Here is a 25,946-nt window from a genome sequence, read left to right on the forward strand (position 1 = left end):
TTTATAAAAGATTTTCTTCTTTGAAACTAAAATAACTGTCTTTGCCAATAATTAAATGGTCGATTAATGGTATCCCAAGTAAAGTCCCTGATTCCTTTAATCTCCTCGTAATGTTTATGTCCTCGGCACTTGGTTTTACATGGCCAGATGGATGGTTGTGCAATACAAGTATTGAAGCTGCACTTCTTTTCACAGCACGATTATAAACTTCTCTTGGATGGACTATAGAAGCATTTAGGCTCCCCATTGAAACCATTTCCCAATTAATAATTTCATTTTTTGTATTTAACAAGACAATTATAAATTTTTCTACTTTTAAATCAGATAATTGAGCGCTAAAATACTGATAAATATCCGCTGGACTTGAAACTTTTGTGCGCCTTACAATGCCAGACATTTTTACGCGCTTACCCACTTCAACAGCAGCTAGAATTTGGCAAGCTTTTGAAGGCCCAATACCCGTAAAACCACTTAATTCTTCTAAGGTTATGTTCGCGAATTCTGAAAAGTCTCCTGAACATGAATTAACCAACTCTTGTGCCAGCTGAACTGCCGTTTTATGTTTTGTTCCAGTTCGAATCAATATTGCAAGAAGTTCAGAATTGCTTAACGTTTCTACGCCTAAAGATATCATTTTTTCTCTTGGCTGTTCACTTTGAGGGATGCCTTTAATCATCGTTTCTCCTATTTAAAGAAGGTCTAAATCGAAATGTTCTTTCAATAATAGACTCAGTTTTGAGAGAGGCAAACCCATCACATTGAAATAATCACCGTTAATTTTACGAACTAAAATTGATCCCAAACCCTGTATACCATAAGCACCAGCCTTATCCATCGGTTCCCCTGTTTTAACATACTGATCAATTAAATCATCCGATAAACTGTTGAAACAAACTTCTGTCCTAACACAGTCGACGATTTTTTTTGCTGCATTCAGATGTATAAGCGCGATGCCTGTATAAACGTAGTGACTTGTCCCACTCAGCAAACGCAGCATTTGTTTTGCTGAATCAGCAGTTGTAGGTTTTCCAAGTATAGTATCGTCATATACAATGGTGTCACTTGCAATAACCAGTGCATCTGGATTTTCAAAAGCAATTTCTCGCGCCTTTTGAAACGCCAAGGCCATAACCGCCTGCACGGGTTCATCCTCTACATTTATTTTTTCTTCAATCGTACTCGGCATAATTTCAAATTCTAGATTAAATTGTCGAAGAAGCTCAATTCTTCGTGGAGATTGGGAAGCTAAAATAATTCTCATAGTTTCCAATACACCACAAAAGCTAAGATTAAACCGATAATGCCCGCTAAATTCAAACTCAGTTTGAGACCAAAAGTTAAGTGTATTATGTTTAGGTCTACAACAAATGGATCAACGCCAATGGATTTTCCATAATTCAATATTGGAAAAGTGTCACCCAGTGCCGATCCAATTAAGCTTCCAAATATAGCACCAATCAATAAAAGCACTAATAAAATTAAACGATCTCCGTTTTTACCTCTCATAGTATCTCCTCAATTATACCATATTTTTCCATTTGTAATTCACTTTTTTAACCTACATAATAGTTTAGCATTAAGATGTCTCAAATACAAGTTAAAGAATGGTTGCAGATTACTTTTGTTAACCGTTAAAAAACGGCATCTCCCTTGGAAATGCCGTTTTAGATTCCTATCTATTTTACAATTATGCAGTTTCTACTGTTCTAAGTGTTAAGTCTCCTTGAATGGCTTTAGTAGGACATTTTTCAACACAAATCATACAATTTGTACATTTATCATAATCGATTTGAGCCAAATTATTAATGACATGAATTGCATCATGCGGACAATTTCTTTCACAAATACCACATGCAATACAAGCAACATTACAATTTTTCTTTACGTGACCACCCTTATCATAATTGTTACAAGCCACTATTGTAAGTTGGTCATATGGCACAAGACTAATGACATTCTTAGGACATATTTCTACACATTTATTACAAGCTGTACATTTTTCAGGATCTACTTCTGCAATTCCTTTTTCATTTATAAAAATAGCATCGAACTGACATACTTCTACGCATGATCCAAGGCCCATACAGCCATACGTACACATTTTAGGCCCACCATTTAGCATATTAGCAGCCACACAACTTGTAACACCATCATAATCATAACGGTTACCACAATTTTCTTCATGACCTTCACATTTTACACGGGCCACTTGTTTAACACTACTTCCAGCTTCAGTTCCCATTATCTGTGCAATCTTTTGTGCACAATCAGCACCTCCGACAGGGCATCCATTGACTGGTGCAATGCCCTTCACAACAGCCTGAGAGAATCCATCACATCCTGGGTATCCACAAGCACCACAGTTGGCACCAGGAACAGCCTCTCTAACAGCTGCTACTCTTGGATCAATTTCAACGGCAAATTTCTTCGATGCCAAAGCCAAACCAGTACCGAAAAGCAGACCCATAACACCCAGAATGGAAGCTGCCAAAACAATTGTATTTATATCCATTTAGTCCACCTTTCTAAACCAAACCAGTAAAGCCTAAAAAGGCTATTGACATTAAGCTCGCTGAAATCAATGCTATTGGAAAGCCTTTAAATGGCAAAGGCACGTCAGAAGTTTCAAGTTTTTCACGAATACCAGCAAATAAAACGATGGCTAATGAAAAGCCTACAGCTGCAAAAAATGAATGTGCAATGGTTTGAATTAATCCAAACTCATATTGAATGTTCAGTAAGGCAAGACCCAATACAGCACAGTTGGTTGTAATTAGCGGCAGAAAAACGCCGAGAGCTTGATAAAGTGTAGGACTTAATTTTTGCAGTACAATTTCTACAAACTGCACAAGTGATGCAATAACAAGAATAAAAGCTGCTGTCTGCAAAAATTCCAATCCGGCCTTAACTAAAATATAATGATGAACAAAATATGTGAGTGTACCCGCCATGGTCATGACAAACGTTACAGCCATACCCATTCCAAAAGCAGTTTCTACCTGTTTGGATACACCTAAAAATGGACATATTCCCAAGAACCTCGATAAGACGAAGTTGTTCACGAGAATTGCACTGACCATTATTACAAATATACTTGCATTTTCCACGTCAACCCCTCCTTATTTAGCGCTCTTGATTTGATATACATTATAAAGTGCCAACAAAATACCAAGTGCAAGAAATGCCCCCGGTGGTAATATCATAATAAGTGCTGGTTTATAGCCAGCGCCAAAAATAGACAAATTGAAAATTGTTCCATTTCCAAACAATTCTCTTACTGCACCCAGCACAGTGAGGGCTAATGTAAATCCTAATCCCATTCCGACACCATCCAATACCGAATCTGCAATGTTATTTTTTGATGCAAAAGATTCAGCACGGGCTAGAATAATACAGTTAACAACAATAAGTGGGATAAATAAACCAAGTGCACCATACAATGCTGGAAGAAATGCCTCCATAACCATACCGACAATTGTAACAAAACTTGCAATAATAACAATATATGCCGGAATTCTTACTTTTGCTGGTATCAATTTACGAAGCAAAGATATAACAAGGTTTGAACTCACTAAAACGGCTGTTGTTGCAAGTCCCATACCAATTCCATTTTCAGCTGATGTGGTAACAGCAAGGGTTGGACACATTCCCAACAGTTGGACAAAAATTGGATTTTCTTTAAACAAACCGTTTGTTAAATTTTTTAAATTCAATTTCCAACACCTCCTGTTTCCATAATCATTTTAAAAGCATCTATAGAAGCATTGGCGCCAACAGTAACTGCATCGGATGTAATGGTTGCACCTGTAATGGCTTGAATATCATTACCACTAGCAGCAGTCTTGGAAACACCAATATAAGATTCAGTGCTTTTTCCCGCGTATTGCGCATAAAAATCTGCATCTGCTGCTTTTGCACCTAATCCCGGTGTTTCTTGATGAGAGCCAATTCTAAGACCAGTTACTTCACCAGAAAGTTCAATTCCTGTCACAACTTCTATAGCACCACCAAAAGCTGTAGGTGTTGATTTAAATACGATGCCTACAACTTCATTTGAATCGTTGTATCCAATATAAGCCTCAATAATTGGTGAATAAGACTCAATCAATTCTAATAATAAATCCTCATCAACATCTTGAAAGGTTGCAGCAGCAGGCAATACTTCTTTTTTTGCCAGTTCATTTGCCATCATTCTCTGCTCTGCTATTTTATCCTTTGTAATTTCATTGGTAAATGCCAAAGATAAAGCCGCTACAAAACAAATGATTAAAAGGACTACTCCTGTTTTAAAAATCTCTTTCATTATTTAGCACCTCCAAACACACGCGGTTTAGTATATTTGTCAATAATTGGTGCTACGACGTTCATCAGTAGAATTGAATACGAGACACCTTCAGGATAGCCGCCATAGAAGCGAATCACAACCGTAATGACACCAATTCCAACTGCGTAAATAATCTGTCCTCTAGCAGTAATTGGCGATGACGCATAATCCGTGGCCATGAAAAAAGCACCAAGCATCAAACCACCTGCTAAAACATGAAGAAGGGTTTCCTGAACATTAAAACCTGTAATAACAAGCGTTAAAGTCGCAAATGTTCCCAAGTAAAACACTGGGATTCTATAAGAAATAACCCCTCTGAAAATGAGATACAAACCACCAATAATCAGAAGTAAAGCCGAAGTTTCTCCAATTGATCCACCAACTGTCCCAATTAACGCATCCATAATTGAAGGCAGTTCTGTAACTTGACCTTCTTTCATAATGCCAAGAATTGTTGCTGAAGTTGTGGTGTCAACACCAGCTGTTGGCCAAGTCGTCATTTCCACAGGCCAAGAAGCAACAAGTAAAGCTCTGGCTGCAAGTGCAGGGTTCATAAAATTATGTCCCAAACCTCCAAAAGCTTGCTTTACTATAATAATGGCAAATGCACTACCAATAATTGGTATCCAAATTGGAACGGATGATGGTAGGTTCATCCCTAACAAAAGACCAGTTACAACGGCACTAAAATCATTAATCGTAATTGGTACTTTTCTAATTTTTTGACTGATGGCTTCAGCAATAATAGCCGTAAGAACTGAAACAGCCAAGATAATAAATGCGTTAATTCCAAAATTATATACACCAAAAGCAGCTGCAGGAAGCAGTGCGATTGTTACATCCCTCATAATATTTTGCGTAGTTTCCGACGAACGAATATGAGGAGAAGATGATACGATAAGTCTTGATTCCATTTATAAACCTCCCCTATTTACGTTTCTTGGCCAATATTTCACGCTTGGCTACCCGAATGGTTTGCAACAATGGCCGATGTGCCGGACAAACAAAAGAACAAGAACCACACTCTATACAGTCGAGTGCATGATAGGCATTCGCTTTATCATAATCGTGCATTAAAGAATACGCACTTATTTGGATAGGCTCTAGAAATGCCGGACATACCGAAACACATTTACCACATTTTATACAAAGTGATGGTTCAGGTAATTTCGCTTCAGCTTCAGAAAAAACCAAAACACCCGAAGTATTTTTCATCGCAGGTAAAGTATCTGTTGCTTGTGCGACACCCATCATCGGGCCACCTAAAATCAATTTTCCAGGTTTCTCAGCATACCCGTCACAGAAATCAACCAATTGACTAAGTGGTGTTCCAATTTTAAAGCGAATATTTTTAGGTGATTTAATTCCCTTACCTGTAACTGTACAAATACGTTCAACCAAAGGCATTCCCGTTTCAAAAAGAATACCGATTGTTGAGGCAGTTGCAACATTATTCACCACAACGCCAATATCCATTGGCAATCCACCTGATGGAATTTCACGCTTAGTGCACGCATAAATAAGCTGCTTTTCTGCACCTTGAGGGTATTTCGTCCTAAGACCAACAACATGAATCCCCGTCCCTTCAGCAGCCTTCGTCATGCTTTCAATTGCATCAGGTTTATTGTTTTCGATTCCAATATAACCGTTTGGAACATTTAATGCATGCATCAATATTTGAAGACCTTTAACAATACTTTGAGAATTCTCAAGCATCAACCTATGATCACAAGTCAAATAAGGCTCACATTCTGCCCCGTTTAGAACAATTGTATCAATTGTCTTTTCAGGTGGTGGCGATAATTTTACATGTGTTGGAAAACCCGCACCACCCATACCGACTAATCCAGCGTCTTTAATGATTTCAACAATTTCTTTGCCCGATAATGTTTTATAATCAGGTTTTGGCGTCACGCTCTCATGAATTGAGTTCTGTCCGTCATTTTCAATAATGATACAGGTTTCAAACCCATATGCCGTATCTTGCTTTTTTACATCCAAAACAGTCCCTGATACTGAACTGTGAATGTTCGCCGAAACAAAAGAAGGCGCTTGTCCAATTAATTGGCCCACTTTAACTTGATCCCCTTTTTTCACAATAGGGTCACAAGGTGCACCAATGTGTTGCCTTAGTGGAATCTCAACTATCTTTGGATCCAAAAAATCAACGATTGGTAAATGTTCAGTTGCTTTTTTGGCATGCGGTGGATGTATACCACCTTTAAACGATAGAAGCCCCATATACTCACCCCTTAAAAAAAATTTGAAGTAACTTAAATAGATATACAAAGAAGATTATACTGTATACAATCTCCCGAGTTGCCAAAACAATTTTACTATAAATAAAATAACAGGTCAATGCTATAACCATTGAAATTTCAACATTTTTTTGAAATCATAAGTTAATTTTTTCTCAATCTTAACCGGATAAACCCGCTAATTTAATGGCTTGTTAACATCATAAGTTGATCTATAAATGCATCCATATAGGCTTCAGACGACGCATTTTCAGCGTTTAATTTTTCAAAAACAGCATAATTTTCTTGAAGCATACTTGTGAATTCAGTATCAATGTTCCCGCTATAGTCATCCAAAATTTCCAAAGTTTTTTGAATTGGTTCTAAAGCTTCCAACAAAACTTGATTCGGAACTGTATCCAAATCCATAAATTGCATAAAAAACGCGTTGTTGTCAAAATAGAAGTCATTTATAAAAGTTTTAATTTCTTGAACCTCTTCAGGAGTTGCAAACACTGTAAAATTCTTTAGTTCTAAAGAAACATTTGAAACATAAGCATCAGAATGTTCAGGATTATCTTTGATAAATGCGGTTCTATAATCCCCAATTATTTCTTGATCTGAAGACATTACAACATACACCTTATAATTTTGTCCCGATTTTATCCAATGCGAACGAAGGTCTTCTTTTTGAAATTGAATAACTGCAGCTTCAGCACCCTCTTTTGAATTAAAACTTGCAATTTGAAGGATAAATTGTTCAGTTGTTCCCAGCCTAACCTCTTGAGGGGTCACTATTACTTCCGGTTCTGTTGTTTCTGTGGTGGCACTCACTTCTGAATTTGAATGTGTATCGCCTATAGAATCTGTATCTCCTTTTAAAATCAGAGAAGTAACACCATAGCCAATTAAAAAAAGTGCCAATGGAATTACGACTATCGCAATATAAAACTGTTGATCCATAAATTGCTGAATTTTTTTTCTAGATAGCATGCACATAGCCTCCTAATTTGTTCTTTGTCTATTATAGCAAAAAAATAAGAAGTTGCGTTAAAATACTGGCAACTTCATGAATGAATACAATTATCCAATTAACTTTGACACTTCATAAATAACCTTATCCGCTACAAAGGGTTTAACAATAAATCCTCTTGCACCTGATTTAACAGAATCAATAACCATAGATTCTTGGCCCATTGCGCTACACATCAAAACAGTTGCATCTGGAAACTCTTTTTTGATCCGCTTAAGCCCTTCTATGCCATCTACTTCTGGCATTGTTATATCCATAGTAACAAGGTCTGGTTTCAAATCCCTATATTTTTCAAGTGCTTCACCACCATTTGAAGCTTCCCCTACAACCTCGTAACCCGCTTTGTTAAGAACATCTCCTAATAATTTACGCATAAAAACAGCGTCATCTACAATCAAAATACGTTTGCCCATCTTGATCACCTCCTAAAATAAATTCATAATTCCCATAACAACCAGTAAATTTAAGACGACATTCTTAAACTTAACCTCATCAATATGGCTTCCCAGTAAAGTTCCTGCAATTGTACCTCCAATTAAAAATGGAATCAGCCCTAAATATGATTTAATGATGCCTGCAGACAATAAACCGCCATTAAAATAAAGAAATACAGTAATTATATTTAGAAGCAGAAAATACGTCGTTAACGATATTCTAAATAAATCTCTTTCTGTATCATTGTTAGAGAGCATAACCACAATCGGTGGCCCACTAATCGAAACTGACCCATTAAAAATACCACTTAAAACGCCAGCAATCAAAAAAGTCAATTTTTCATTTTGTATGTGTACCCGATATCCCCTTTTAAGTAAAATTGCAACAACGATTAATAAAATTCCAATAAAAATTTTAAGAATTGATTCATCCATTACTTTTAGGATTTGTACCCCAATCGGTGTAAAAATCACAGCAACAATAAACATCATAAGAAGTGCTTTTATATGGGGTTTACGTTTGAGTCTAATCAGTATAATAATGTTCATAAAGAGGCTGAAAAGAACCAACATTGGCACAATGGTTTTAAGGTCCAATACAAGACCTAAAAGCGGTAAGGCAATTAATGAGAACCCGAAACTTGTTGCCCCTTGAACAAGTGCAGAAAAGAATATGATCAAACCTGGTATTAAAATTGTCACATCATTGCTCCTTTTTTTGACATAAACACATTATAGCATCAAAATATAAACTTTTGAATTTTTTTTTTGAAAAATCATTGACTTTTATTTGCAATATCCCTATAATGAAAAAGTCGCAACAAGCGGATGTGGTGGAACTGGCAGACACGCTATCTTGAGGGGGTAGTGGGCAACCGCTCGTGCGGGTTCGAATCCCGCCATCCGCACCATTTATAAAGAAGGGTATCTCAATAAGCTTGGGATGCTCTTTTTTTTCTTTATTTCAATAAATAAACCGTATCCAAGAACACAAAGCATTCAAGTGGATACGGTTATTTTTAATCTCTTTTTTTAAGTTTTGGATTCTCAATTAGGCCTGGAATCCGACCTCTTTTAGCAACTGATTTTCCATTTACAACTTTAAGATCCATGGTCATATCAATTGGAGACGCTGCAGAAATATAACTCCCTACTCCAAAAGCATCTGCGCCGGCTTCACTTAAACTCTTAATTTTCTCAGGGTATAATCCACCAGAAACAAAAATTTTAACTGTATTGAACCCATTTAAGTCTAACTTAGCACGCATTTCACGCACCAAACCAGGTGTAACACCACCTCTTTCACTTGGTGTGTCTAACCTTATACCATATAGATTACCATCTAATTTTTCGGCAATACGTAAAGCTTCTTCAACTTCATCTTTATAGGTATCTACAAGCACTATTCGATTGTGGGATTTTGAGGCAATGCGATCATAAGTCTCCGCAACAGGCAATGTATCTCCTGCTACAAGCATAGCGCTATGTGGGACTGTCCCTGAAGGCTCTATGCCACTTAATTTGGCTGCCAAAATACAACTTGCACCGCCAGCGCCTCCAATCACAGCTGCACGTTCCATAACAGGTGCTACTGAAGGGTGAACATGTCTTGCACCAAAGCAGAGAAAGAATTTATCTCCACAAGCCTCTTTAACTTCACGTGAAGCGGTTGCCCATCCCGATGCACTGGCCAACATACCAAGAAGTGTCGTTTCATAAATTGCGAAATCCTTGTACTTTCCCTTAATTCTTAGAACAGTATCTTTTGGTTCAAAAGATTCGCCTTCATCAAGCGCCCAAATTTCAAGGCCTCTCCCCTTTAACAAGTTAAGCGCTTCCGCCATCCCTGCCATAACACCAGGTTTTCGTGGAAAAATTTCTGCAACCACTTCAGAATCAGACAAGTTAAGTTCTTCTAAGATATCCAATGTTCTTAGAAAATAGACATCTGTTGTATGACCTGCAATTATTTCATCATGTGTTGCACTGTGTAGTTTACGATGATCAGATATCTGAATTTCATCAATATCTGACAAATGCTTCAATTCTTTAATCATGGCTTTTCCTTCCTACCATTTAGTCCATTACATTATAAGTGAATCAACCTCATTTATCAACATTCAAATGACTTTTTAGTCTTGATAGTTCTTTGTCAATATTACTGTAAAGCTCCTGTTTTCCTTTTGTGTTTTGAATGATTGTATCCGCAAGTCTACGTTTCTGTTCAATTGACATTTGAGCCTTTATTCTTGCCATCGCCTCATCTTGTGTGACTTGATCGCGCGACATGACTCTTTGAGCCAACATAGGTTCAGGTGCATAGATTAACCATACCTCATCAAAATCTGACATCCTATTAGACTCTATCAATAAAGGAATATCTGCAAAAACAATCCGGTTATTTTTCATGTGAACCCTAATTTGATCTTGAACACACCTAAAAATCGCAGGATGCGTAATCGCATTCAATATCTTACGCTTTTCAGGATCATTAAAAATAAGGCGTCCTAAAAACTTCCGGTCAATCACACCAGTTTCTTCTAAAACTTCCGTTCCAAACGCCCTTATAATCTTATTATAAGTCTCTTCTCCAGGTTCGACAATTTCTCTGGCAATTCGATCTGCATCAACCACCGGATAGCCAAGATCGATTAAATAAGTCACTGCAGTTGATTTCCCACTTCCTATTGATCCTGTAATTCCAATAACCCAATTGGTTTTACTTGGCATCATACCAACTCGCTCCTATGCTCATATCTACTTTCAAAGGGACTTTTAAATCAATTGCGCTTTCCATATTTTCCTTTAGCAATTGCTTGACATCTTCAAGCTCATTATTTGGCACATTAAGAATCAGTTCATCATGAACTTGCAGTATAAGTTTGCTCTTTAGCCCCTTTTCTTGCAAAGCATTGGCCACCCTAATCATTGCCAGTTTAATGACATCTGCCGCCGAACCTTGAATTGGGGTATTTCTCGCAATACGTTCTGCTGACGATCTCAACATAAAATTCTTCGCATCAATATCGGGAACGGCACGCCTTCTTTTCAAAATCGTTTCGACATACCCCTTCTCTTTGCATTTTTCTATGATGCCATGCATAAATCCTTCAACAGAAGGATAACTTTTAAAATAATTTTCAATGTAAGTTTTAGCTTCTTTTCTGCTAATGCCCAAACTCTCTGAAAGGCCATAATCGCCCATGCCATAGATAATCCCAAAATTCACTTCTTTTGCGCGGCTTCTCTGTAGACCAGTTACTTCTGATTGATCAATCCCAAATACTTGAGAAGCTGTAATCGCATGGATGTCAAGTTCATTTCTAAAGGCTTCAATTAACACCTTATCACCTGACAAATGCGCTAAAATTCTAAGTTCAATTTGTGAATAGTCAGCATCCAAAAGTGTGCACCCTTCATCTGCTACAAAAAAACGGCGAATTTTGCGACCGTATGGAAGCCTGATGGGAATATTTTGGAGATTTGGCTCTGTAGAACTTAGCCTTCCCGTCATTGTAACTGTTTGATTAAGAGATGTATGAACCCTTGAATTTTCAAGATCCATAACAGCTTTTAAGCCGTCAATGTAAGTTGATTTAAGTTTTGCATATATCCTATAATCCATGATTTCCGATATAATTGGGTGTTTGCTGGCTAATTTTTCAAGAACATCATGACTTGTACTGTATCCCGTTTTTGTTTTTTTAACCGGTGGCAGTCCCAATTTTTCAAAAAGTATGACCCCCAGTTGCTTTGGTGAGTTGATATTAAAAGTTTCACCCGCTAAATCATAGACCGCTTTTTCTATCTCAGTGAGTTTTTCATTGAGTTGACCATCAATATGATTGACTTGGTCCATATCCACTTTAAACCCAGTATACTCCATCTCAGCCAATATCTTCACAAGTGGCATTTCAACCCCTTCAAACAAATCCATCAAATCAGATGCTTTCAATTTGCTTTGAAAAGTTTCATTAAGCTTATGAATGGCAAAAATTTCTGATGCTGCATACACATGAATCGTTTTTCCATCAACATCTTCAAAGTTTTTTTTCTTTGCGCCTTTCCCAAATACAGCTTCCTCTGATGGAAGATTTTGTGTTGTATACTCATAGTAAACTTCAGATAAATCATAATTACGCCTAGATGGGTCCAAAAGATAAGCCGCAATATAGCCATCAAAATGACAATGGTCTACATCTATGTCATGCTTAAACAAATACAGCAAGTCTCTTTTAAGATCATAGCCACTAATGGCTATATTTTTATCTTTAAAGACGGGTGCCATTTCGTTTATTGCATTTGGGTCTTGCGCCAAGAACACTTTATTATTTACACAAAAAGAAGCACACACCAAAGCATCACCCGTTTTATCTTGATACAGTTTCATATCAAAAGCTTTATTCTTTTTAATTGTTTCTACAATCTCTGAAACGGGCTTTAAGTCATACTCTATTTCTTTAACTTCTGTATGCTGGTCTTCTGAAGCAATATATTTCTGTAAAAGATTACTTAATTCATAATACCTAAATCGGTCAACGACAACATCAGAATCTGGCGTTTCAATCACAAAGGCATCCATCGTAAAGTCCAAAGGCACTTCAAGCATAATTGTAGCAAGTTTTTTACTAAGCAAAGCTTGTTCTTTATAAGTTTCAACGAGACCTCTAATGCGCTTGTTTTCAACTGACTCAAATGAGGAAACCAAATTCTCAACCGTTTTAAACTGTGTAAGAAGTTTAGCAGCCGTTTTTGGGCCAACACCTGGTATCCCTGGGATATTATCAGAGCTGTCCCCACTTAGCCCTTTAAAATCAATTACTTGATCGGCATGCACACCCAGTTCCTCCATTACAGTGTCGTCTGTGTAGAGTTTAAGTTCGCTAATGCCTTTTTTTGTAATATGCACTCTGGCACCTATGGCTACAAGCTGAAGTGCATCCTTGTCCCCTGTTACAACATTGACTTCAAACCCTTCATCCAGTGCACGCTTGGATAGTGTGCCAATTAGGTCATCAGCTTCATATCCTTGAAACTCAATTCTTGATATTTTAAGCGCATCCAGAAGATCTTTTGCAATTGGCATTTGCATCGCCAATTCTTCAGGCATTCCCTTACGCGTTCCTTTGTACTCAGCGTAGGCTTCATGTCGTTTCGTTGGACCTTTCATATCAAACGCCACACAGAAATGGCTTGGGTTAAATTGTTCTGTCAAACTCATAATCATTTTTATTAGCCCATAAGCGCCTCCTGTATAGACCCCTTTAGAATTTTTAAGTTCAGACATGGCAAAATAAGCTCTATTAATCAAACTGTTTCCATCTACTATCACAATTTTTTGTTTCAATGATTTTCTCCCTTCAGAATATTCTATGGCAATTATATCATAAAATGTCTTAGGAAACACCGGCATGCCACCTTCACAAGAACAAAAAAATGACACTGTAGACTCACAATGTCATTTTAAAGGGTTTTAATAATCATACGTTACAGATACACTGGCTGAAACTGTGATTTCACCGGCTTCTATTGGTGTTTCCACATTTGAATAAGATTCAGCCATCGCTTTATCTGGAGAATACTCTAGATATAATCGCCCACCACTGCTGGACTCACTTATAGACTTTGGTAAACCGGGACTGCGATCAAAAGTAGATAAAATTGCTTCGGCTTTACCTTTGGCATTTTCCATCGCAAGTTTTAGTGCCTCTTGATAATATTCTGAATCATCTTCAAGCATAAATCGAATGTTATTTATAGAATTAGCACCAGCTGTAGTGGTTGCATCTATAAGCGTTCCAACTTTATCAATATCTCTAAGGGTTACAGTTACAGTATTACTTGACACATAATACGGGTCACTTCTTTTCCCATCAGAATCATAATCATAAGTTTGATAAAGTGAATACCCAGTTGTTTTAATGTCTTTTTCAGCCACAGCATGCTTGTGAAGTGCAGCAATAACCTGATCCATTAACTTTGCATTTTCATTTTGTGCACCAGATGCGTCCAGATTTTTGGTTTGAACGCCAATAGATATTTGAGCCATATCTGGTACCACTACTATTTCGCCTTTTCCGGATACAGTAACCACGCGTGATGCCTCCGTTTCGCTCTCCGCCCCCGATGGGTAAAACGGCATATTAAATGTGGCAATGCCTAAACTCATCATAAGCACAAGTCCTATTGACAGTACTGAAATCATTTTACGTTTCATTTCGTTTCCTCCTTTTAAAATAAATCTTTTGAACCACAAATACAATACCTGCAATCCCCAAAAGTATCGGAGACTTGGATACAGTCCAAATAACAAACCGTTCAACCGCTTTTTTAATGCCATTAATCGTGTCTATAAGCCCCTCTTTTGCCTTTCCCCATAAGCTGTCGTCTATGGGCTCAATAACCGTTTCAAGGGAATTGACTTCATTTAACTCTACAGTAACAGTTGTTAAATCTGCTAAAGCTTCCCAATCCTTAAGTTGTCTTTCATACGCATTAATTGATCCCCTAATTCGAGTCAATTCGTTTTCTATCGACAAAATATCTTCAATTTCAGTGGCTTGAGTCATAATTTCTCTCAATCGATTTTCTGTTACTTTCAAATTTTCAACTTCTGATGCTGTATCTCGATACTGTTTTGTCACATCATAAGCATTGGCGTAATCACGGGTTACATGACCAAGCGATTTTAAATCCGTCAAAATAGTCCCATATGCATGAACTGGAATTCTCAGCGTCAAATAGCCATACTTAAGATCTTTTCCATCCCCATAATTGGTTTTTAGCGATGTGGACTCACTTTCTACATACCCACCGGTGCCTTCAACCCAGTTTCGAATGGTCATAAAAGTACCATCGTAATCTTCAATATCCATATTGATGGACGCTGAATGAATGATTAATCGGCCTTCCCTATATGTTTCGTTAGTGATCTGCGATGACTCTGTCGCCTCTACACGTGTTCCTGCTCCACCATCTAAAGCGTCATCACTTTTCATAGATGTATTGAATTGAACAGATGCAGGTGCTTCTGCCGCTGCCGTTGTTTCCATTTCGCCTACAAAGTCATAGGCCGATTCGGATTTTGCCATATCAGTGGACCCCATGCCACCCAACAAATTTTGACCCGCAAACACTGCAACAAGTAAAACAGCAACTGATCCTAAAACAAAAGCATTACGTTTGGTTGCTAATTTTTTAAGCCATGTTTCTGTTTTTGCTTCAGACATTAATTTACTATGCAAAGTCTTATTAAAGTCATCAGGCAGTTCTTTAAGTGGCAACTCTCCTGCCATTTGAATCATATATTTTAATTCTTCAAATTCTATGGTGCAACTGCCACAGGAGTCCAGATGTTCTTCAAGTGATCTTAAATGACCCTGATCAAGTTCGCCATCAATTGCGGCATACATCAGTTCTCTTGCCTTTTCACATGTCATAACTGTCCCTCCTTTCCTATTCTGCCAATTGCACTTTCAACAACATACGAAGTGTTGATCGACTTCTATTTAACCTCGATCTCACCGTTCCAATTGGGATTTGAAGTATCTCCCCGATTTCTTCATAGGTGTATCCAAGCAAATCTTTTAAAACAACAACTGATCGCCCTTCATCTGAAAGCTTGTTCAACGCATCATCCAGCGCATTTTTCATCTCTTTTTTTTCATATATCATCAATGGATCACCAGAATTTGATTCCAGTGTCTGTTCAAGCGTAATGCGTTCAGCAATCTCTTCATCCAACGACAAAATGTGTTCCTTTCGCTTTCTAAGTTCATCCTTACAAGTATTGATCACTATACGGTACAACCATGTGGAAAACTGTGATTCCATTTTAAAACCCGGCATCGCTTTATAGGCTTTTATTAGAGCTTCTTGAGACATATCTTTGGCATCCTCTTCGTTTCCCATCATTCTATAGGCTATGTTATAGACATAACGATTATAGGATTGAATCAGTTGCTCAAAGCTTTTCACATCACCGGCGATGCTTTTTTCAATAAGCTTGGATTCCATGCTTTCACTCCTTTCGTGAACGGCTTTAATTATTTGACGCAATTTCTGTTCTTTTAGTTCCATTATAACAAAAAAAAGAATCAAACTAAATTTGATTCTAGGGGTTTACTGCAATTGATTTTTTCAGTGAATAAGGATGCATTATTGAAGATAAAACATTCATGTCTTTATCAAGCGTTAAAGTCGCCTGATTCAAAAAGTCATTCTTGAAAAAGTATCTCAAATCCATAATTCTGAGAACTATAAATTCACCCTCTTTCAAAACACTTACATGTAAATTGGGGGAAAACTCTGCAAATTTACGTCCTAAAACAGATGTTTTTACAATGTTATTGTACACTTCGTTTTCTTTTTTGAGTACTTGTAAACTTGACTCAATAGAATATTTTCTTAAGATAAAACAAAAGGGATTCAATTGACCCATTACATTTATTTGAAAATTCAAAATTATATTAGAAGTCTTGTCAAAAATAGTGACTTATGGTACTCTAAATAAGCCAAGCCGAAGTGGTGGAATTGGCAGACGCGCCGGACTCAAAATCCGGAGAGGTAACACTCGTGCGGGTTCGACTCCCGCCTTCGGCACCAAAACAAAACAGGTACAAAAGACGATTGTCTTTTGTACCTGTTTTTAGTTTAGAGCGCTTCTGGTTTGTGGTAATAATAACCTTGAATCAAATGGCAGCCTGAGGCACGTACAAGTTCAGCTTGTTCCTTCTCTTCTACACCCTCAGCAACAATTCTTGCCCCATATGCATGGGCAATAGAAACAATGGTTTTAAACATAAAATGTGCTTTATCATCAGTATGCATTTCATCAATAAACATTTTGTCAATTTTTATCAAATCAAACTCTAAATTTTTAAGATAGTTCATAGATGAATAGCCTGATCCAAAGTCATCTAAAGCAATTCTAACGCCCATACGCTTCAATTGGTCCATAATACGTCTTACCTGCTTCAAATCCGTGATAAAAACATCTTCTGTTATTTCAAGGACGATGTCCTCTGGCATTACGTTGTGTAATGCCAACTGGTCTTTAAAATACACCAAAAATTCCCGGTGTAAAAACATAATTGGCGAAATGTTAATCGAACAATATACAGATGCACCAAACTTCTTCTTTATGGCGTCAAAATCATTGAAAATCTTCACCAGAATTACCTGACTAAATTCAATCATTAAATTGTGTTTGGTTGCAAGGGGTATAAAAATCCCAGGCGATATATTGCCAAATGTACTACTTGTCCATCTGGCTAAAGCTTCAACGCCTACAGGTAAGCCTGTAGTAGAATCCACAATCGGTTGATACGCCATGAAAACTGAATCTGTATACATATCTTGAGAAAACGCTTCTTTTAATTCTGTTTCATGTTGTAAAATACGTTCCATTTCATCTGAATAAAAAACAACTTCATTTATAATTGAGTTGGCTTTTGCATATTGCATCGCCAAACTCGCACGCTTTATATACCCTTCTACTGTTTCATTTAAAAACATACTTGTGGTGCCACTTACGAAAAATTCAATTTTATTTGCAAAAACAGCATTGTTCATCCGATCTTCGATGCCTTCAATAATTTCTGAAAACTGTTCCTGAATTTGAGCAGTATGCTCTGATTTTAACCAAATTGCAAAGGTGTTTCCCGATACACGGTAACACGCATAAGAAAGTGTTTTTAAGACACGGCCTAGTTCGCCCAAAATCTTATCACCATAACCAATACCATGCAATGAATTTAAGATTCCAAAGTCTTTAATGTCAATCAAAAGCAAATACGTTTTTTGATTTGCACTTTCTTTCATGTACTCAGTTTCCATTATGAGTTTATTTCGATTCGGGAGTCCAGTCACAGAATCATAGTAAGCAAAGTTTTCCACTTGAATTTTTGATGCTCTCATCGCTTCAATCATATGATTAAACCCTGTCAACAATCTCCCAATTTCATCTTTACGTTTTATTGTTTTTACTTTATTCAGATCACCATATTCTGCCGCCTTCATAGCACGTTCCAATGACATGATCGGTTTGGCAAAAGAAGCAATATAATGGCCACTTAAAAGGATGCCCGCCAAAACTGAAAATCCAATTAAAAAAAGTGTCAACTGCAATATTGGGGTAGCCTCTTGATTAAAATCGCTTATATAAGTTCCAGCAGAAACAACCCAACCCCATTCTTCAAAAATCTCTGAATACGCAATCTTTTCTCCAAGTTTATCTGAATATGGGTATGTCCAAGTATATGTGGTAAAACCACCACCACTTTGGGCCTTCTCTATTTTATCTCTTACCAAATAAAAAGGCGAATTTGTTTTAGGATTTTTATCAACCTCATTGTAAACATAAAGGCCTTCTAACGTTGGGTGCAAAACCTCCCTCCCATCAATGGTGTAAATAATATAATAGCCATTCTCTCCAAAATTGAAATTACTGGTTATTTCACGTGTTCCATCCGTATTTTTGGGCCCCATAAGTGTGACTTTTACAGATTCTTGCGCTTCCTCCAAGGTAAGTGTTCCTGCTTGAACTGCCCTATTTTTTTCAGCCATCAAATGAATGGCTGAATGAACGCCATTCATTAAAATGGTGTGTCCCTTTTCTTCCAAAGAGTGTTTTGCAATTCTATAACTTGGAACGCCAATAAAAAGACCTGTTGATAATAACAAAAGTAAAGTATATATAATTAACTTACTGTTTAAAGTAACCTTAATTGCCCGTCTAATCATAAAAACACCTCAAAATTTATGGATACTCTATTATAACATAATTGGCACAGATAGCTGTAAAAAAAGCCCACAAATTATAGTGTGGGCTTGTAACATATCCTTTAATTCAATTCTAAATACGCTTTAAATCGGTTAAAATCCTCAGGCCTGCATTCCATGTTTAGCAAAGTATCATCGCCCTCATAAGCAACATCTCTTACGTAGGCATGGTCATTTAAGTAAGAAATAATCGCCCCTTCAGTGTGGGGAATTCTCATCTTACAAGGCACATAGTCTTTAAAAATAAAATCCGATATTGCCCCTTCAAGCGCATCTATCCCAAGCTCTTTTTTTGCCGAAATCATTAGCGCTTTGTCATCAAGTTCACTTGGTACTGCAGACAGCTGATCCACTTTATTGTACACGTTTAGAAGTGGTATGTCATCTGCGCCTATCTCTTTAAGCGTTTCTAGTGTTACAGACATTTGTGACTTATATTCTGGATTCGAAATGTCAATCACGTGTATTAACAAGTCTGCATTAATGACTTCTTCAAGTGTCGATCTAAAAGCTTTTACCAAAGTATGTGGCAAATGGCTTACAAAACCAACCGTGTCTGAAAGCAAGAACCGTCGTCTATTTGACATCATAACTTGCCGAATTGAAGTGTCCAGCGTCGCAAAGAGCATATCCTTTTCAAACACTTCCTTATGTGACATTTTGCCAGAATTTCTTACAAAAGCGTTCATAAGTGTTGACTTTCCTGAGTTTGTATAACCAACCAGGGCTACCAGTGGCAGCTCTGAGGAAACTCTTTTTTTACGTCTTGTTCCGCGGTCACTGGCAATTGTTTCAAGTGCCAACTGTAATTCAGACAATTTCTGTTCTGCTTTTCGTCGATCCAATTCAAGTTTCTTCTCACCAACACCCTTATTTTTGGTGCCAACACCGCCAGCTTGTCTGCCCAAAGAAGCATATGATCCAACCAACCTTGGCAATAAATATTTAATACGGGCCATTTCCACTTGAAGTTTTGCTTCACGACTCTTAGCACGTCTTTCAAATATATTGAGAATCAAAACCGTTCGATCTGAAACATCAACTTTTAGGTTTTTTTCAAGATTCCTTATTTGTGAAGGTGACAATTCATCATTAAACAAAACCACGTCTGGTGCAAGTGTTTCAATCGCGGCACTTAGTTCTTCAACTTTTCCACTGCCGATATACGTTGACGCACTTGGACGGTTCATATTTTGAGTTAGAATTCCCACAACTTCATAATTACACGCAATCGCTAATTTTTCGAGTTCAATCATTGATTGATCAAACAAAGGATTGTTTTTTAAGTTTACACCTGCTATAATTGCTTTTTCTTTCATCTTCTACCTCCTTGTGATTGCTGACAAGTTCCCCAATCACAGGACCTGTCAAATTAATTACTTCAATGTACTGTTTTTTAATCTCATAAACTTATTCATCTCTACCTCCAAAAAATAAAAAAACAGCCTTGAACACCCAAGACTGTTTTCACCGCTAAAAACACCAAAAATAAATTAAATTGGATTGGCTTGGCTTAGAGTTCACCTATAATTTCTTTTATTCACTTTAATCATAGAATAGTCTCTCAATTTCATTTTCCGAACCTCCAATTTTTATTATAATACCATATTTATACAAAAAATTCAACTTTAATACATTTCCCAAAGATTACAATTTCATTAAGCTTGACTTTAACAGGGGCAGAGTCATTTACGGACTTCATAACTGACACATAATGATCGGATTCCTGTCTTAAAAATGCAATTTGTTTCTGTTTTTGATATTCAAAATAATAAACTGCATTGGCATCTAACGCAGAGCCTTTTATCAAACTTAAAACATCCCCTTTAAGAATTCTAAAAGCGGGCAAATCTGATTTTTCAACTTGAATCAACATTAATTTGTCAAAATGAATGCCATCAATTGTTTTGTTCAATATAGGATACTCTCTATGGTCAATTATTTTGCCACTGTTTTCACCAATAATAGGATATTTGTGAATCACGCCTGCTAAAACTGAAGACCATTCTGAATTGGGATGAACAGGCGCTGTGTGCTTTTTTTCTTGAACTGGTTTTGTTTTTGTATCTTTTGGTTTCAATTCTGTAGGATCAATAAATGCTTCTTGAGTTCCTAGAACCGATAGAATTTGATTTGCAACCTGTTCATTGACAACTTTCTTGCCAGATTCAACTTGTAAAAGATAATTCAATTGTATGCCTGCTCGTTTTGCCAAATCTTTTTCACTCAATCCAGCTTTTACACGAGCTTCTTTAATTTTTTGAGCCAATCGATTCATTTGTCACCTCTTATAATCATTGATAGCCTTATTATAACAGAATTTCTAACGTTGACTTATACCCCCACGGGGTATATAATGGTGTTAAATAGAAAGGAGCTCCCATGAAAAAAATTTCACTGCCAATAGAAGGCATGTCTTGTGCCGCTTGTTCGCAATCTATTGAACGAAAACTCAACAAAACAGATGGCGTCTCTTCAATTGCTGTAAATCTTGCCACAGAAAGCGCACAGATTGAGTATAATCCTGATGAAGTGAGACTTTCAGAAATCAAACAAATAATAATCAAATTAGGTTTTACGCCAAAAGAAGCTGATATAAAAAGGAATATCGATGAGGATCGTGCTAAAAAAGAAGCTGAAATTCAATCTATGAAATCAAAACTCATTCTTTCGGCTCTATTTGCAATCCCACTTTTCTATATTGCAATGGGCCCTATGATGCCGTTTTTCAAATGGCCTCTTCCAAATTTCTTAGACCCCATGACAGCCCCCCTCGCTTATGCAGGTATACAACTCTTACTGGTTGTTCCAATTGTCTGGGCAGGAAGGAAATTTTATCAAGTTGGTTTCAAACAATTGATGCATAAATCACCCAATATGGACTCTCTTATTGCCGTTGGGACTTCGGCAGCTCTCCTGTATAGTTTGTTTTCATTTTTTCAAATACTAAATGGCGACCATATGGCTGCACATCATTTATATTTCGAAAGTGCAGGAATTATCATAACTCTAATTCTTTTAGGCAAAACACTTGAAACCATCTCTAAAGGTAAAACTTCTGATGCCATCAAAAAACTCATTGGTCTAGCACCAAAATCAGCTTTGGTTGAATCCAACGGAGAAATCATAGAAATTCCTGTTGATGAGATTGAGGTTGGAGACATAATTGTTGTTAAGCCAGGTGGAAAAATTGCTGTAGATGGAACGGTTGTTGATGGCTATTCAAGTATTGATGAATCCATGCTTACTGGCGAAAGTATACCGATTGAAAAAACAAAGGGTGCCCGGGTATACGCTGCAAGCATCAACAAAACTGGAACGATAAAGTATAAGGCTGACAAAATTGGAGAAGAAACAGCGCTTGCACAAATCATTCACCTTGTGGCACAAGCTCAAGGCTCAAAAGCGCCTATAGCACGTCTGGCAGATATTATATCTGGTTTTTTTGTACCAATTGTAATTGGCATTGCAACTCTGTCGGCTTTTTTGTGGTTCATTTCCGGTCAAGACCTCGTCTTTACACTGAAGATTTTTATTGCCGTCCTTGTAATCGCTTGTCCATGCGCACTAGGTCTTGCAACCCCTACAGCCATAATGGTTGGTACTGGAAAGGGTGCAGAAATGGGCATTCTCGTCAAAAGTGGTGGTGCCCTTGAAATTGCTCATAAAGTTGATACCATTATATTTGACAAAACCGGGACACTAACAAAAGGAAAACCTGAAGTTACGGATATTCTTTCATATAATACGTTTTCAAAAGAAATGGTATTAAAATATGCGGCAAGTGCAGAAATGGGAAGTGAGCACCCGCTTGCAGATGCTATAATTGCTAAAGCAAAAGAAGATTCGATTGAAATACAAACAACCAGTTCTTTTGAGGCAATTCCTGGCAGAGGCGTTTTAGCCGTCGTTGACCAAAAAACGATTCAACTTGGCAATCACAAGATGATGATTGAAAATGGCATCTCAATATCAGATGCTGAATCTGATTTTAACCGTCTTGCTGACCAAGGTAAAACACCAATGTTTATTGCTATTGACGGTGTTCTTGGTGGTATTATTGCATCAGCGGATGTCTTAAAAGATAGCAGTATAAAAGCAATCCAAACCCTAAAAGCAATGCATATCACAACACTTATGATTACGGGTGATCATCATAAAACAGCAAATGCAATTGCACGTGAAGTTGGTATTTCCAAGGTTATTTCTGAAGTTTTGCCAGGTGATAAAGCCAATCAAGTTAAGAAGCTTCAAGAACAAGGAAATAAAGTTGCAATGGTTGGAGATGGCATCAACGATGCACCTGCTTTAACACAAGCCGATATTGGTATTGCCATTGGATCTGGAACCGATGTTGCTATGGAATCATCTGATATTGTACTCATGAAAAATGACCTCATGGATGTGGTTGGTGCACTTAAACTGAGTCGACAAACCATCCGAAATATTAAACAAAACCTATTCTGGGCATTTATCTATAATATTATCGGTATCCCTGTTGCAGCAGGTGTCTTGCATATATTTGGCGGCCCACTTCTGAATCCTATGCTGGCTGCCGCAGCAATGTCCATGAGTTCTGTTTCAGTTCTAACAAATGCATTAAGACTTAAATCATTCAAATTTTAAAAATGGAGGGGTAAAATGGTGGAAAACACCTGTAATTGTGCGAGAATGACCATACGCTCAGAAGAAGATAAGAAGTTGCTGTCCAATCGGTGTAATCGTATAGAAGGTCAAATTAGGGGCATTAAAGGCATGATTGACCGAGACGTTTACTGCGATGATATCTTACATCAAATTGCAGCAGCACAATCTGCGCTTAACTCACTTGGAAAAATTATATTGGAACAACATATGCACAGTTGCATCGTTGATCGCATACAAGAAGGCGACAATACAGTGATTGATGAACTTCTAGTGACAATTGGAAAGTTGATGAAGTAAAAAAATTAAAAGCGCTCACATAGACTATGAATACAATCTATGTAAGCGCTTTCATTTATTTTGTTGATTGTCTTTCAATAAGTTCAGTCCCTACTATGAAATGATTTACAGGGCTGTCTCTCCCCTCCAAATGACGAATCAATAGTTTTGCAGCGTTATAACCCAAGTCTTCAGCTTTTATATCCACAGAAGTCAATGCTGGCATCTGATATTCTGATAAAGGTGTATTGTTAAATCCTGTCACTTTAATTTTATAATCATGCTCTCTGATATATTTAAGCACACCAAAAGCGAGTAAATCATCTGTCGTCACAACTGCATCCGGAATCTTGTGTTTGCAAATTTCTTTCATGGCTTGATACCCATTTTCATCTGTAAAGTCATTGGTTTCAACGATTAAGGCTTCATCAAGCGTTAAATTTCTAAGGTCTATCGCCCTTTTATACCCTTCTAAACGGTCTTTTGAGAAAATCCGTCTAGATGGTCCACCAATAAAAGCTATGTCTTGACATCCTTTTTGGATGAGTTTGTTCACCAAGTGATATGTGGCTTGAAAATTATCATTATCAACCCACATAATATCATGAAGATTAAATGGCCTTCCAATAACCACAAAGGGAAAGGCTTGTTCATTTAAATAATCAATACATAGGTCATCCTCATTTGCAGTTAGAAGAATAATCCCATCTACCCATTTTGAATGCACAAACTCTCTAACAAAAGACAGTTCATCCTCTGGATTGGAACTATAATTAAACATAATTTTATAATTTTTCTTTTGAGAGTAAATACTGATGCCCCGCATCGCCTGAATAAAAAATGGATTTTTAAAAAGATTTTCTTCTTTATTTGGTATAATGAGCCCTAAAGTTTTTGTGGATGCATTTGCCAAATTCCGTGCTATAGCATTGGGTTTATAATTCAACTCTTCCATCGCAGCATAAACAACATTTTTAGTTGCGTCGCTAATTCGGCTGCTGTTAGAAATGACCCTGGAAACAGTTGACGGAGAAACATTCGCCAATCTTGCCACGTCTTTAATTGTTACTGCCAATTTAATCACTTCCTCAACTTAGGTTAATAGCTTAATTGATTCGATTTCCACTTTCTGTATCAAAGAAGTGAATGGATTCAATATCAAATCCAAATGAATGCACTTCATTTTCATTATACGTATAATGGCCTGGTGTTGAAATCGTTAATTCTCTTCCATTGTCTAATTTAACATGAAGAATTTTTTCTTTACCCAACATTTCAACAACGTCGATTTTCGCAGAAATTGTATCTCCAAATTCACCGCCACTTTCAAATCGCTCAGGTCGAATTCCTACAGAAACCTTTTTATTTTCATAGGCGAGAAGTTTTTCCGTATCTGAGACAGATGGTGTAATAACCACAAGTTCATCGTCGGAGATAAATTTTCCCTTCTTTATTGTACCTTCAATAATATTCATTGTTGGGGATCCAATAAACTTAGCAACAAAAATATTTGCAGGCTTGTTATAAAATTCATCTGGCACACCTGCTTGCTGAATTTTTCCATCATTCATTAGAACTATTTTGGTTGCCATCGTCATGGCTTCAGTTTGATCATGTGTCACGTAAATAGAGGTTGTTCCCAGTTGCTTGTGCAAACGAACCAATTCAACGCGCATATGCTCACGCAATTTTGCATCTAAATTGGAAAGCGGTTCGTCCATTAGGAAAACTGCTGGTTTTCTAACCATTGCACGTCCCAAGGCTACTCTTTGGCGTTGTCCACCAGAAATATCAGAGGGTTTTGAATACAAGTAATCTTTTATTTGTAATAATTCAGCGGCTTCCATAACACGATCATGTATAATTTTCTTCCGTTCTTTACGCATAGATAGGGAAAAAGCCATGTTGTCGTAAACTGTCATGTGCGGGTACAAAGCATAGGATTGAAATACCATGGCAATGTCGCGGTCTTTGGAGGGCACTTTATTCATACGCTTGTCACCAAACAGCAAGTCCCCTTCAGTAATGGAGTTTAGTCCTGCAATCATTCTCAAAAGCGTCGTTTTTCCACATCCAGACGGCCCTAGAATAACGCAAAAATCTTGATTTTCAATTTCTAAATTTATATTTCTAAGGGTAAATTCTTCTCTACCCTCATATTTTTTTCCTATATCTTTAAGTGTTACCTTCATTTTATTGTCCTCCCATTTCAA

Annotated in this window: 26 protein-coding genes and 2 tRNA genes; 4 read left to right on the plus strand and 24 right to left on the minus strand. The window is 37.2% G+C overall.

Annotated elements, in window-relative coordinates; genetic code table 11:
- Position 1 precedes the first annotated feature (1 nt).
- The 12 genes from radC to JOC49_RS01420 all read right to left on the minus strand — a co-directional run bounded on the left by radC (position 2) and on the right by JOC49_RS01420 (position 8,730).
- Positions 2 to 676, minus strand: coding sequence for a RadC family protein (gene radC, locus JOC49_RS01365; protein WP_204661414.1), 675 nt, complete (start codon positions 674 to 676; stop codon positions 2 to 4).
- 12 nt (positions 677 to 688) lie between these two features.
- Positions 689 to 1,261 carry a Maf family protein gene (locus JOC49_RS01370; protein WP_204661415.1) on the minus strand — a complete coding sequence of 191 codons (573 nt, stop codon included), beginning with the start codon at positions 1,259 to 1,261 and terminating at the stop codon, positions 689 to 691.
- Positions 1,258 to 1,506, minus strand: coding sequence for a DUF4321 domain-containing protein (locus JOC49_RS01375; RefSeq protein WP_204661417.1), 249 nt, complete (start codon positions 1,504 to 1,506; stop codon positions 1,258 to 1,260). The genes JOC49_RS01370 and JOC49_RS01375 overlap by 4 nt, the downstream gene beginning before the upstream one ends.
- Positions 1,507 to 1,687: 181 nt before the next feature.
- Positions 1,688 to 2,512 (minus strand): RnfABCDGE type electron transport complex subunit B, encoded by an 825-nt coding sequence (locus JOC49_RS01380; RefSeq protein ID WP_204661419.1) that lies wholly within the window; start codon positions 2,510 to 2,512, stop codon positions 1,688 to 1,690.
- A 13-nt stretch (positions 2,513 to 2,525) separates the two neighbouring features.
- Entirely contained in the window at positions 2,526 to 3,107 is a 582-nt protein-coding gene (rsxA, locus tag JOC49_RS01385) for an electron transport complex subunit RsxA (protein ID WP_341534637.1), read from the minus strand.
- A gap of 12 nt (positions 3,108 to 3,119) precedes the next feature.
- Entirely contained in the window at positions 3,120 to 3,713 is a 594-nt protein-coding gene (gene rsxE / locus JOC49_RS01390) for an electron transport complex subunit RsxE (RefSeq protein ID WP_204661421.1), read from the minus strand.
- Entirely contained in the window at positions 3,710 to 4,303 is a 594-nt protein-coding gene (locus JOC49_RS01395) for an RnfABCDGE type electron transport complex subunit G (protein ID WP_204661423.1), read from the minus strand. The genes rsxE and JOC49_RS01395 overlap by 4 nt, the downstream gene beginning before the upstream one ends.
- Complete coding sequence (locus JOC49_RS01400; RefSeq protein ID WP_204661425.1) at positions 4,303 to 5,238, minus strand: RnfABCDGE type electron transport complex subunit D; 936 nt, start codon at positions 5,236 to 5,238, stop codon at positions 4,303 to 4,305. Before JOC49_RS01400 ends, JOC49_RS01395 begins: the two co-directional genes overlap by 1 nt.
- Before the next feature lie 13 nt (positions 5,239 to 5,251).
- Complete coding sequence (rsxC, locus tag JOC49_RS01405; protein WP_204661427.1) at positions 5,252 to 6,565, minus strand: electron transport complex subunit RsxC; 1,314 nt, start codon at positions 6,563 to 6,565, stop codon at positions 5,252 to 5,254.
- Between the two features lie 200 nt (positions 6,566 to 6,765).
- Entirely contained in the window at positions 6,766 to 7,554 is a 789-nt protein-coding gene (locus JOC49_RS01410; RefSeq protein WP_204661429.1) for an SPOR domain-containing protein, read from the minus strand.
- Positions 7,555 to 7,644: 90 nt separating this feature from the next.
- Positions 7,645 to 8,007, minus strand: a complete 363-nt coding sequence (locus tag JOC49_RS01415) for a response regulator (protein ID WP_204661431.1) — start codon at positions 8,005 to 8,007, stop codon at positions 7,645 to 7,647.
- A 12-nt stretch (positions 8,008 to 8,019) separates the two neighbouring features.
- On the minus strand, positions 8,020 to 8,730 hold the full coding sequence (locus JOC49_RS01420) for a TSUP family transporter (protein WP_204661433.1): 711 nt from the start codon (positions 8,728 to 8,730) through the stop codon (positions 8,020 to 8,022).
- Positions 8,731 to 8,852: 122 nt separating this feature from the next.
- Here JOC49_RS01420 and JOC49_RS01425 point away from each other — a divergent pair.
- Positions 8,853 to 8,939 (plus strand) — tRNA-Leu (locus tag JOC49_RS01425).
- A 108-nt stretch (positions 8,940 to 9,047) separates the two neighbouring features.
- On the opposite strand, the gene JOC49_RS01430 is transcribed toward JOC49_RS01425, so the two are convergent.
- From JOC49_RS01430 to JOC49_RS01460, 7 genes are all read right to left on the minus strand, one after another.
- Positions 9,048 to 10,085, minus strand: a complete 1,038-nt coding sequence (locus tag JOC49_RS01430; RefSeq protein WP_204661435.1) for a nicotinate phosphoribosyltransferase — start codon at positions 10,083 to 10,085, stop codon at positions 9,048 to 9,050.
- 49 nt (positions 10,086 to 10,134) lie between these two features.
- Complete coding sequence (gene coaE, locus JOC49_RS01435) at positions 10,135 to 10,761, minus strand: dephospho-CoA kinase (RefSeq protein ID WP_204661437.1); 627 nt, start codon at positions 10,759 to 10,761, stop codon at positions 10,135 to 10,137.
- Positions 10,748 to 13,435, minus strand: a complete 2,688-nt coding sequence (polA, locus tag JOC49_RS01440; protein ID WP_204661439.1) for a DNA polymerase I — start codon at positions 13,433 to 13,435, stop codon at positions 10,748 to 10,750. The genes coaE and polA overlap by 14 nt, the downstream gene beginning before the upstream one ends.
- A gap of 66 nt (positions 13,436 to 13,501) precedes the next feature.
- Positions 13,502 to 14,245, minus strand: coding sequence for an SIMPL domain-containing protein (locus tag JOC49_RS01445; protein ID WP_204661441.1), 744 nt, complete (start codon positions 14,243 to 14,245; stop codon positions 13,502 to 13,504).
- Positions 14,235 to 15,467, minus strand: a complete 1,233-nt coding sequence (locus tag JOC49_RS01450) for a DUF4349 domain-containing protein (protein WP_204661536.1) — start codon at positions 15,465 to 15,467, stop codon at positions 14,235 to 14,237. Before JOC49_RS01450 ends, JOC49_RS01445 begins: the two co-directional genes overlap by 11 nt.
- Before the next feature lie 16 nt (positions 15,468 to 15,483).
- On the minus strand, positions 15,484 to 16,044 hold the full coding sequence (locus JOC49_RS01455) for an RNA polymerase sigma factor (protein WP_204661443.1): 561 nt from the start codon (positions 16,042 to 16,044) through the stop codon (positions 15,484 to 15,486).
- Positions 16,045 to 16,141: 97 nt separating this feature from the next.
- Positions 16,142 to 16,384: a hypothetical protein gene (locus JOC49_RS01460; RefSeq protein ID WP_204661445.1), complete on the minus strand. Its 243-nt coding sequence runs from the start codon at positions 16,382 to 16,384 to the stop codon at positions 16,142 to 16,144.
- 161 nt (positions 16,385 to 16,545) lie between these two features.
- On the opposite strand from JOC49_RS01460, the gene JOC49_RS01465 reads away from it, so the two are divergent.
- Positions 16,546 to 16,632 (plus strand) — tRNA-Leu (locus tag JOC49_RS01465).
- Positions 16,633 to 16,680: 48 nt separating this feature from the next.
- Here the strand turns inward: JOC49_RS01465 and JOC49_RS01470 are convergent.
- From JOC49_RS01470 to JOC49_RS01480, 3 genes are all read right to left on the minus strand, one after another.
- Entirely contained in the window at positions 16,681 to 18,771 is a 2,091-nt protein-coding gene (locus JOC49_RS01470; RefSeq protein ID WP_204661447.1) for an EAL domain-containing protein, read from the minus strand.
- A gap of 101 nt (positions 18,772 to 18,872) precedes the next feature.
- Positions 18,873 to 20,129 carry a GTPase HflX gene (gene hflX / locus JOC49_RS01475; RefSeq protein WP_204661449.1) on the minus strand — a complete coding sequence of 419 codons (1,257 nt, stop codon included), beginning with the start codon at positions 20,127 to 20,129 and terminating at the stop codon, positions 18,873 to 18,875.
- Between the two features lie 290 nt (positions 20,130 to 20,419).
- The gene (locus JOC49_RS01480) at positions 20,420 to 21,088 is read right to left on the minus strand and encodes a helix-turn-helix domain-containing protein (protein WP_204661451.1); all 669 of its coding nucleotides are present in this window, start codon (positions 21,086 to 21,088) and stop codon (positions 20,420 to 20,422) included.
- 104 nt (positions 21,089 to 21,192) lie between these two features.
- Here JOC49_RS01480 and JOC49_RS01485 point away from each other — a divergent pair, with 104 nt between their 5' ends.
- Positions 21,193 to 23,436 (plus strand): heavy metal translocating P-type ATPase, encoded by a 2,244-nt coding sequence (locus JOC49_RS01485; protein WP_204661453.1) that lies wholly within the window; start codon positions 21,193 to 21,195, stop codon positions 23,434 to 23,436.
- Positions 23,437 to 23,451: 15 nt separating this feature from the next.
- A complete protein-coding gene (locus tag JOC49_RS01490) occupies positions 23,452 to 23,754 on the plus strand; it encodes a metal-sensitive transcriptional regulator (RefSeq protein ID WP_204661455.1) in 303 nt (100 codons plus the stop codon).
- Positions 23,755 to 23,809: 55 nt separating this feature from the next.
- On the opposite strand, the gene JOC49_RS01495 is transcribed toward JOC49_RS01490, so the two are convergent.
- Together JOC49_RS01495 and JOC49_RS01500 are read right to left on the minus strand one after the other, a co-directional pair.
- The gene (locus JOC49_RS01495; protein ID WP_204661457.1) at positions 23,810 to 24,808 is read right to left on the minus strand and encodes a LacI family DNA-binding transcriptional regulator; all 999 of its coding nucleotides are present in this window, start codon (positions 24,806 to 24,808) and stop codon (positions 23,810 to 23,812) included.
- Between the two features lie 31 nt (positions 24,809 to 24,839).
- Positions 24,840 to 25,925: an ABC transporter ATP-binding protein gene (locus JOC49_RS01500; RefSeq protein ID WP_204661459.1), complete on the minus strand. Its 1,086-nt coding sequence runs from the start codon at positions 25,923 to 25,925 to the stop codon at positions 24,840 to 24,842.
- Positions 25,926 to 25,946: the final 21 nt, after the last annotated feature.

It is taken from the genome of Fusibacter tunisiensis (genome assembly GCF_016908355.1).
In the GTDB taxonomy this organism is placed as follows: Bacteria; Bacillota; Clostridia; order Peptostreptococcales; family Acidaminobacteraceae; genus Fusibacter_D; species Fusibacter_D tunisiensis.

Excerpts from the sequence above, each read along its gene's own strand:
- radC (WP_204661414.1), bottom strand. The coding sequence starts at position 676 with ATGATTAAAGGCATCCCTCAAAGTGAACAGCCAAGAGAAAAAATGATA.
- JOC49_RS01370 (WP_204661415.1), bottom strand. The coding sequence starts at position 1,261 with ATGAGAATTATTTTAGCTTCCCAATCTCCACGAAGAATTGAGCTTCTT.
- JOC49_RS01375 (WP_204661417.1), bottom strand. The coding sequence starts at position 1,506 with ATGAGAGGTAAAAACGGAGATCGTTTAATTTTATTAGTGCTTTTATTG.
- JOC49_RS01380 (WP_204661419.1), bottom strand. The coding sequence starts at position 2,512 with ATGGATATAAATACAATTGTTTTGGCAGCTTCCATTCTGGGTGTTATG.
- JOC49_RS01395 (WP_204661423.1), bottom strand. The coding sequence starts at position 4,303 with ATGAAAGAGATTTTTAAAACAGGAGTAGTCCTTTTAATCATTTGTTTT.
- JOC49_RS01400 (WP_204661425.1), bottom strand. The coding sequence starts at position 5,238 with ATGGAATCAAGACTTATCGTATCATCTTCTCCTCATATTCGTTCGTCG.
- rsxC (WP_204661427.1), bottom strand. The coding sequence starts at position 6,565 with ATGGGGCTTCTATCGTTTAAAGGTGGTATACATCCACCGCATGCCAAA.
- JOC49_RS01410 (WP_204661429.1), bottom strand. The coding sequence starts at position 7,554 with ATGCTATCTAGAAAAAAAATTCAGCAATTTATGGATCAACAGTTTTAT.
- JOC49_RS01415 (WP_204661431.1), bottom strand. The coding sequence starts at position 8,007 with ATGGGCAAACGTATTTTGATTGTAGATGACGCTGTTTTTATGCGTAAA.
- JOC49_RS01430 (WP_204661435.1), bottom strand. The coding sequence starts at position 10,085 with ATGATTAAAGAATTGAAGCATTTGTCAGATATTGATGAAATTCAGATA.
- coaE (WP_204661437.1), bottom strand. The coding sequence starts at position 10,761 with ATGATGCCAAGTAAAACCAATTGGGTTATTGGAATTACAGGATCAATA.
- JOC49_RS01445 (WP_204661441.1), bottom strand. The coding sequence starts at position 14,245 with ATGAAACGTAAAATGATTTCAGTACTGTCAATAGGACTTGTGCTTATG.
- JOC49_RS01450 (WP_204661536.1), bottom strand. The coding sequence starts at position 15,467 with ATGACATGTGAAAAGGCAAGAGAACTGATGTATGCCGCAATTGATGGC.
- JOC49_RS01455 (WP_204661443.1), bottom strand. The coding sequence starts at position 16,044 with ATGGAATCCAAGCTTATTGAAAAAAGCATCGCCGGTGATGTGAAAAGC.
- JOC49_RS01470 (WP_204661447.1), bottom strand. The coding sequence starts at position 18,771 with ATGATTAGACGGGCAATTAAGGTTACTTTAAACAGTAAGTTAATTATA.
- hflX (WP_204661449.1), bottom strand. The coding sequence starts at position 20,129 with ATGAAAGAAAAAGCAATTATAGCAGGTGTAAACTTAAAAAACAATCCT.
- JOC49_RS01480 (WP_204661451.1), bottom strand. The coding sequence starts at position 21,088 with ATGAATCGATTGGCTCAAAAAATTAAAGAAGCTCGTGTAAAAGCTGGA.
- JOC49_RS01485 (WP_204661453.1), top strand. The coding sequence starts at position 21,193 with ATGAAAAAAATTTCACTGCCAATAGAAGGCATGTCTTGTGCCGCTTGT.
- JOC49_RS01490 (WP_204661455.1), top strand. The coding sequence starts at position 23,452 with ATGGTGGAAAACACCTGTAATTGTGCGAGAATGACCATACGCTCAGAA.
- JOC49_RS01500 (WP_204661459.1), bottom strand. The coding sequence starts at position 25,925 with ATGAAGGTAACACTTAAAGATATAGGAAAAAAATATGAGGGTAGAGAA.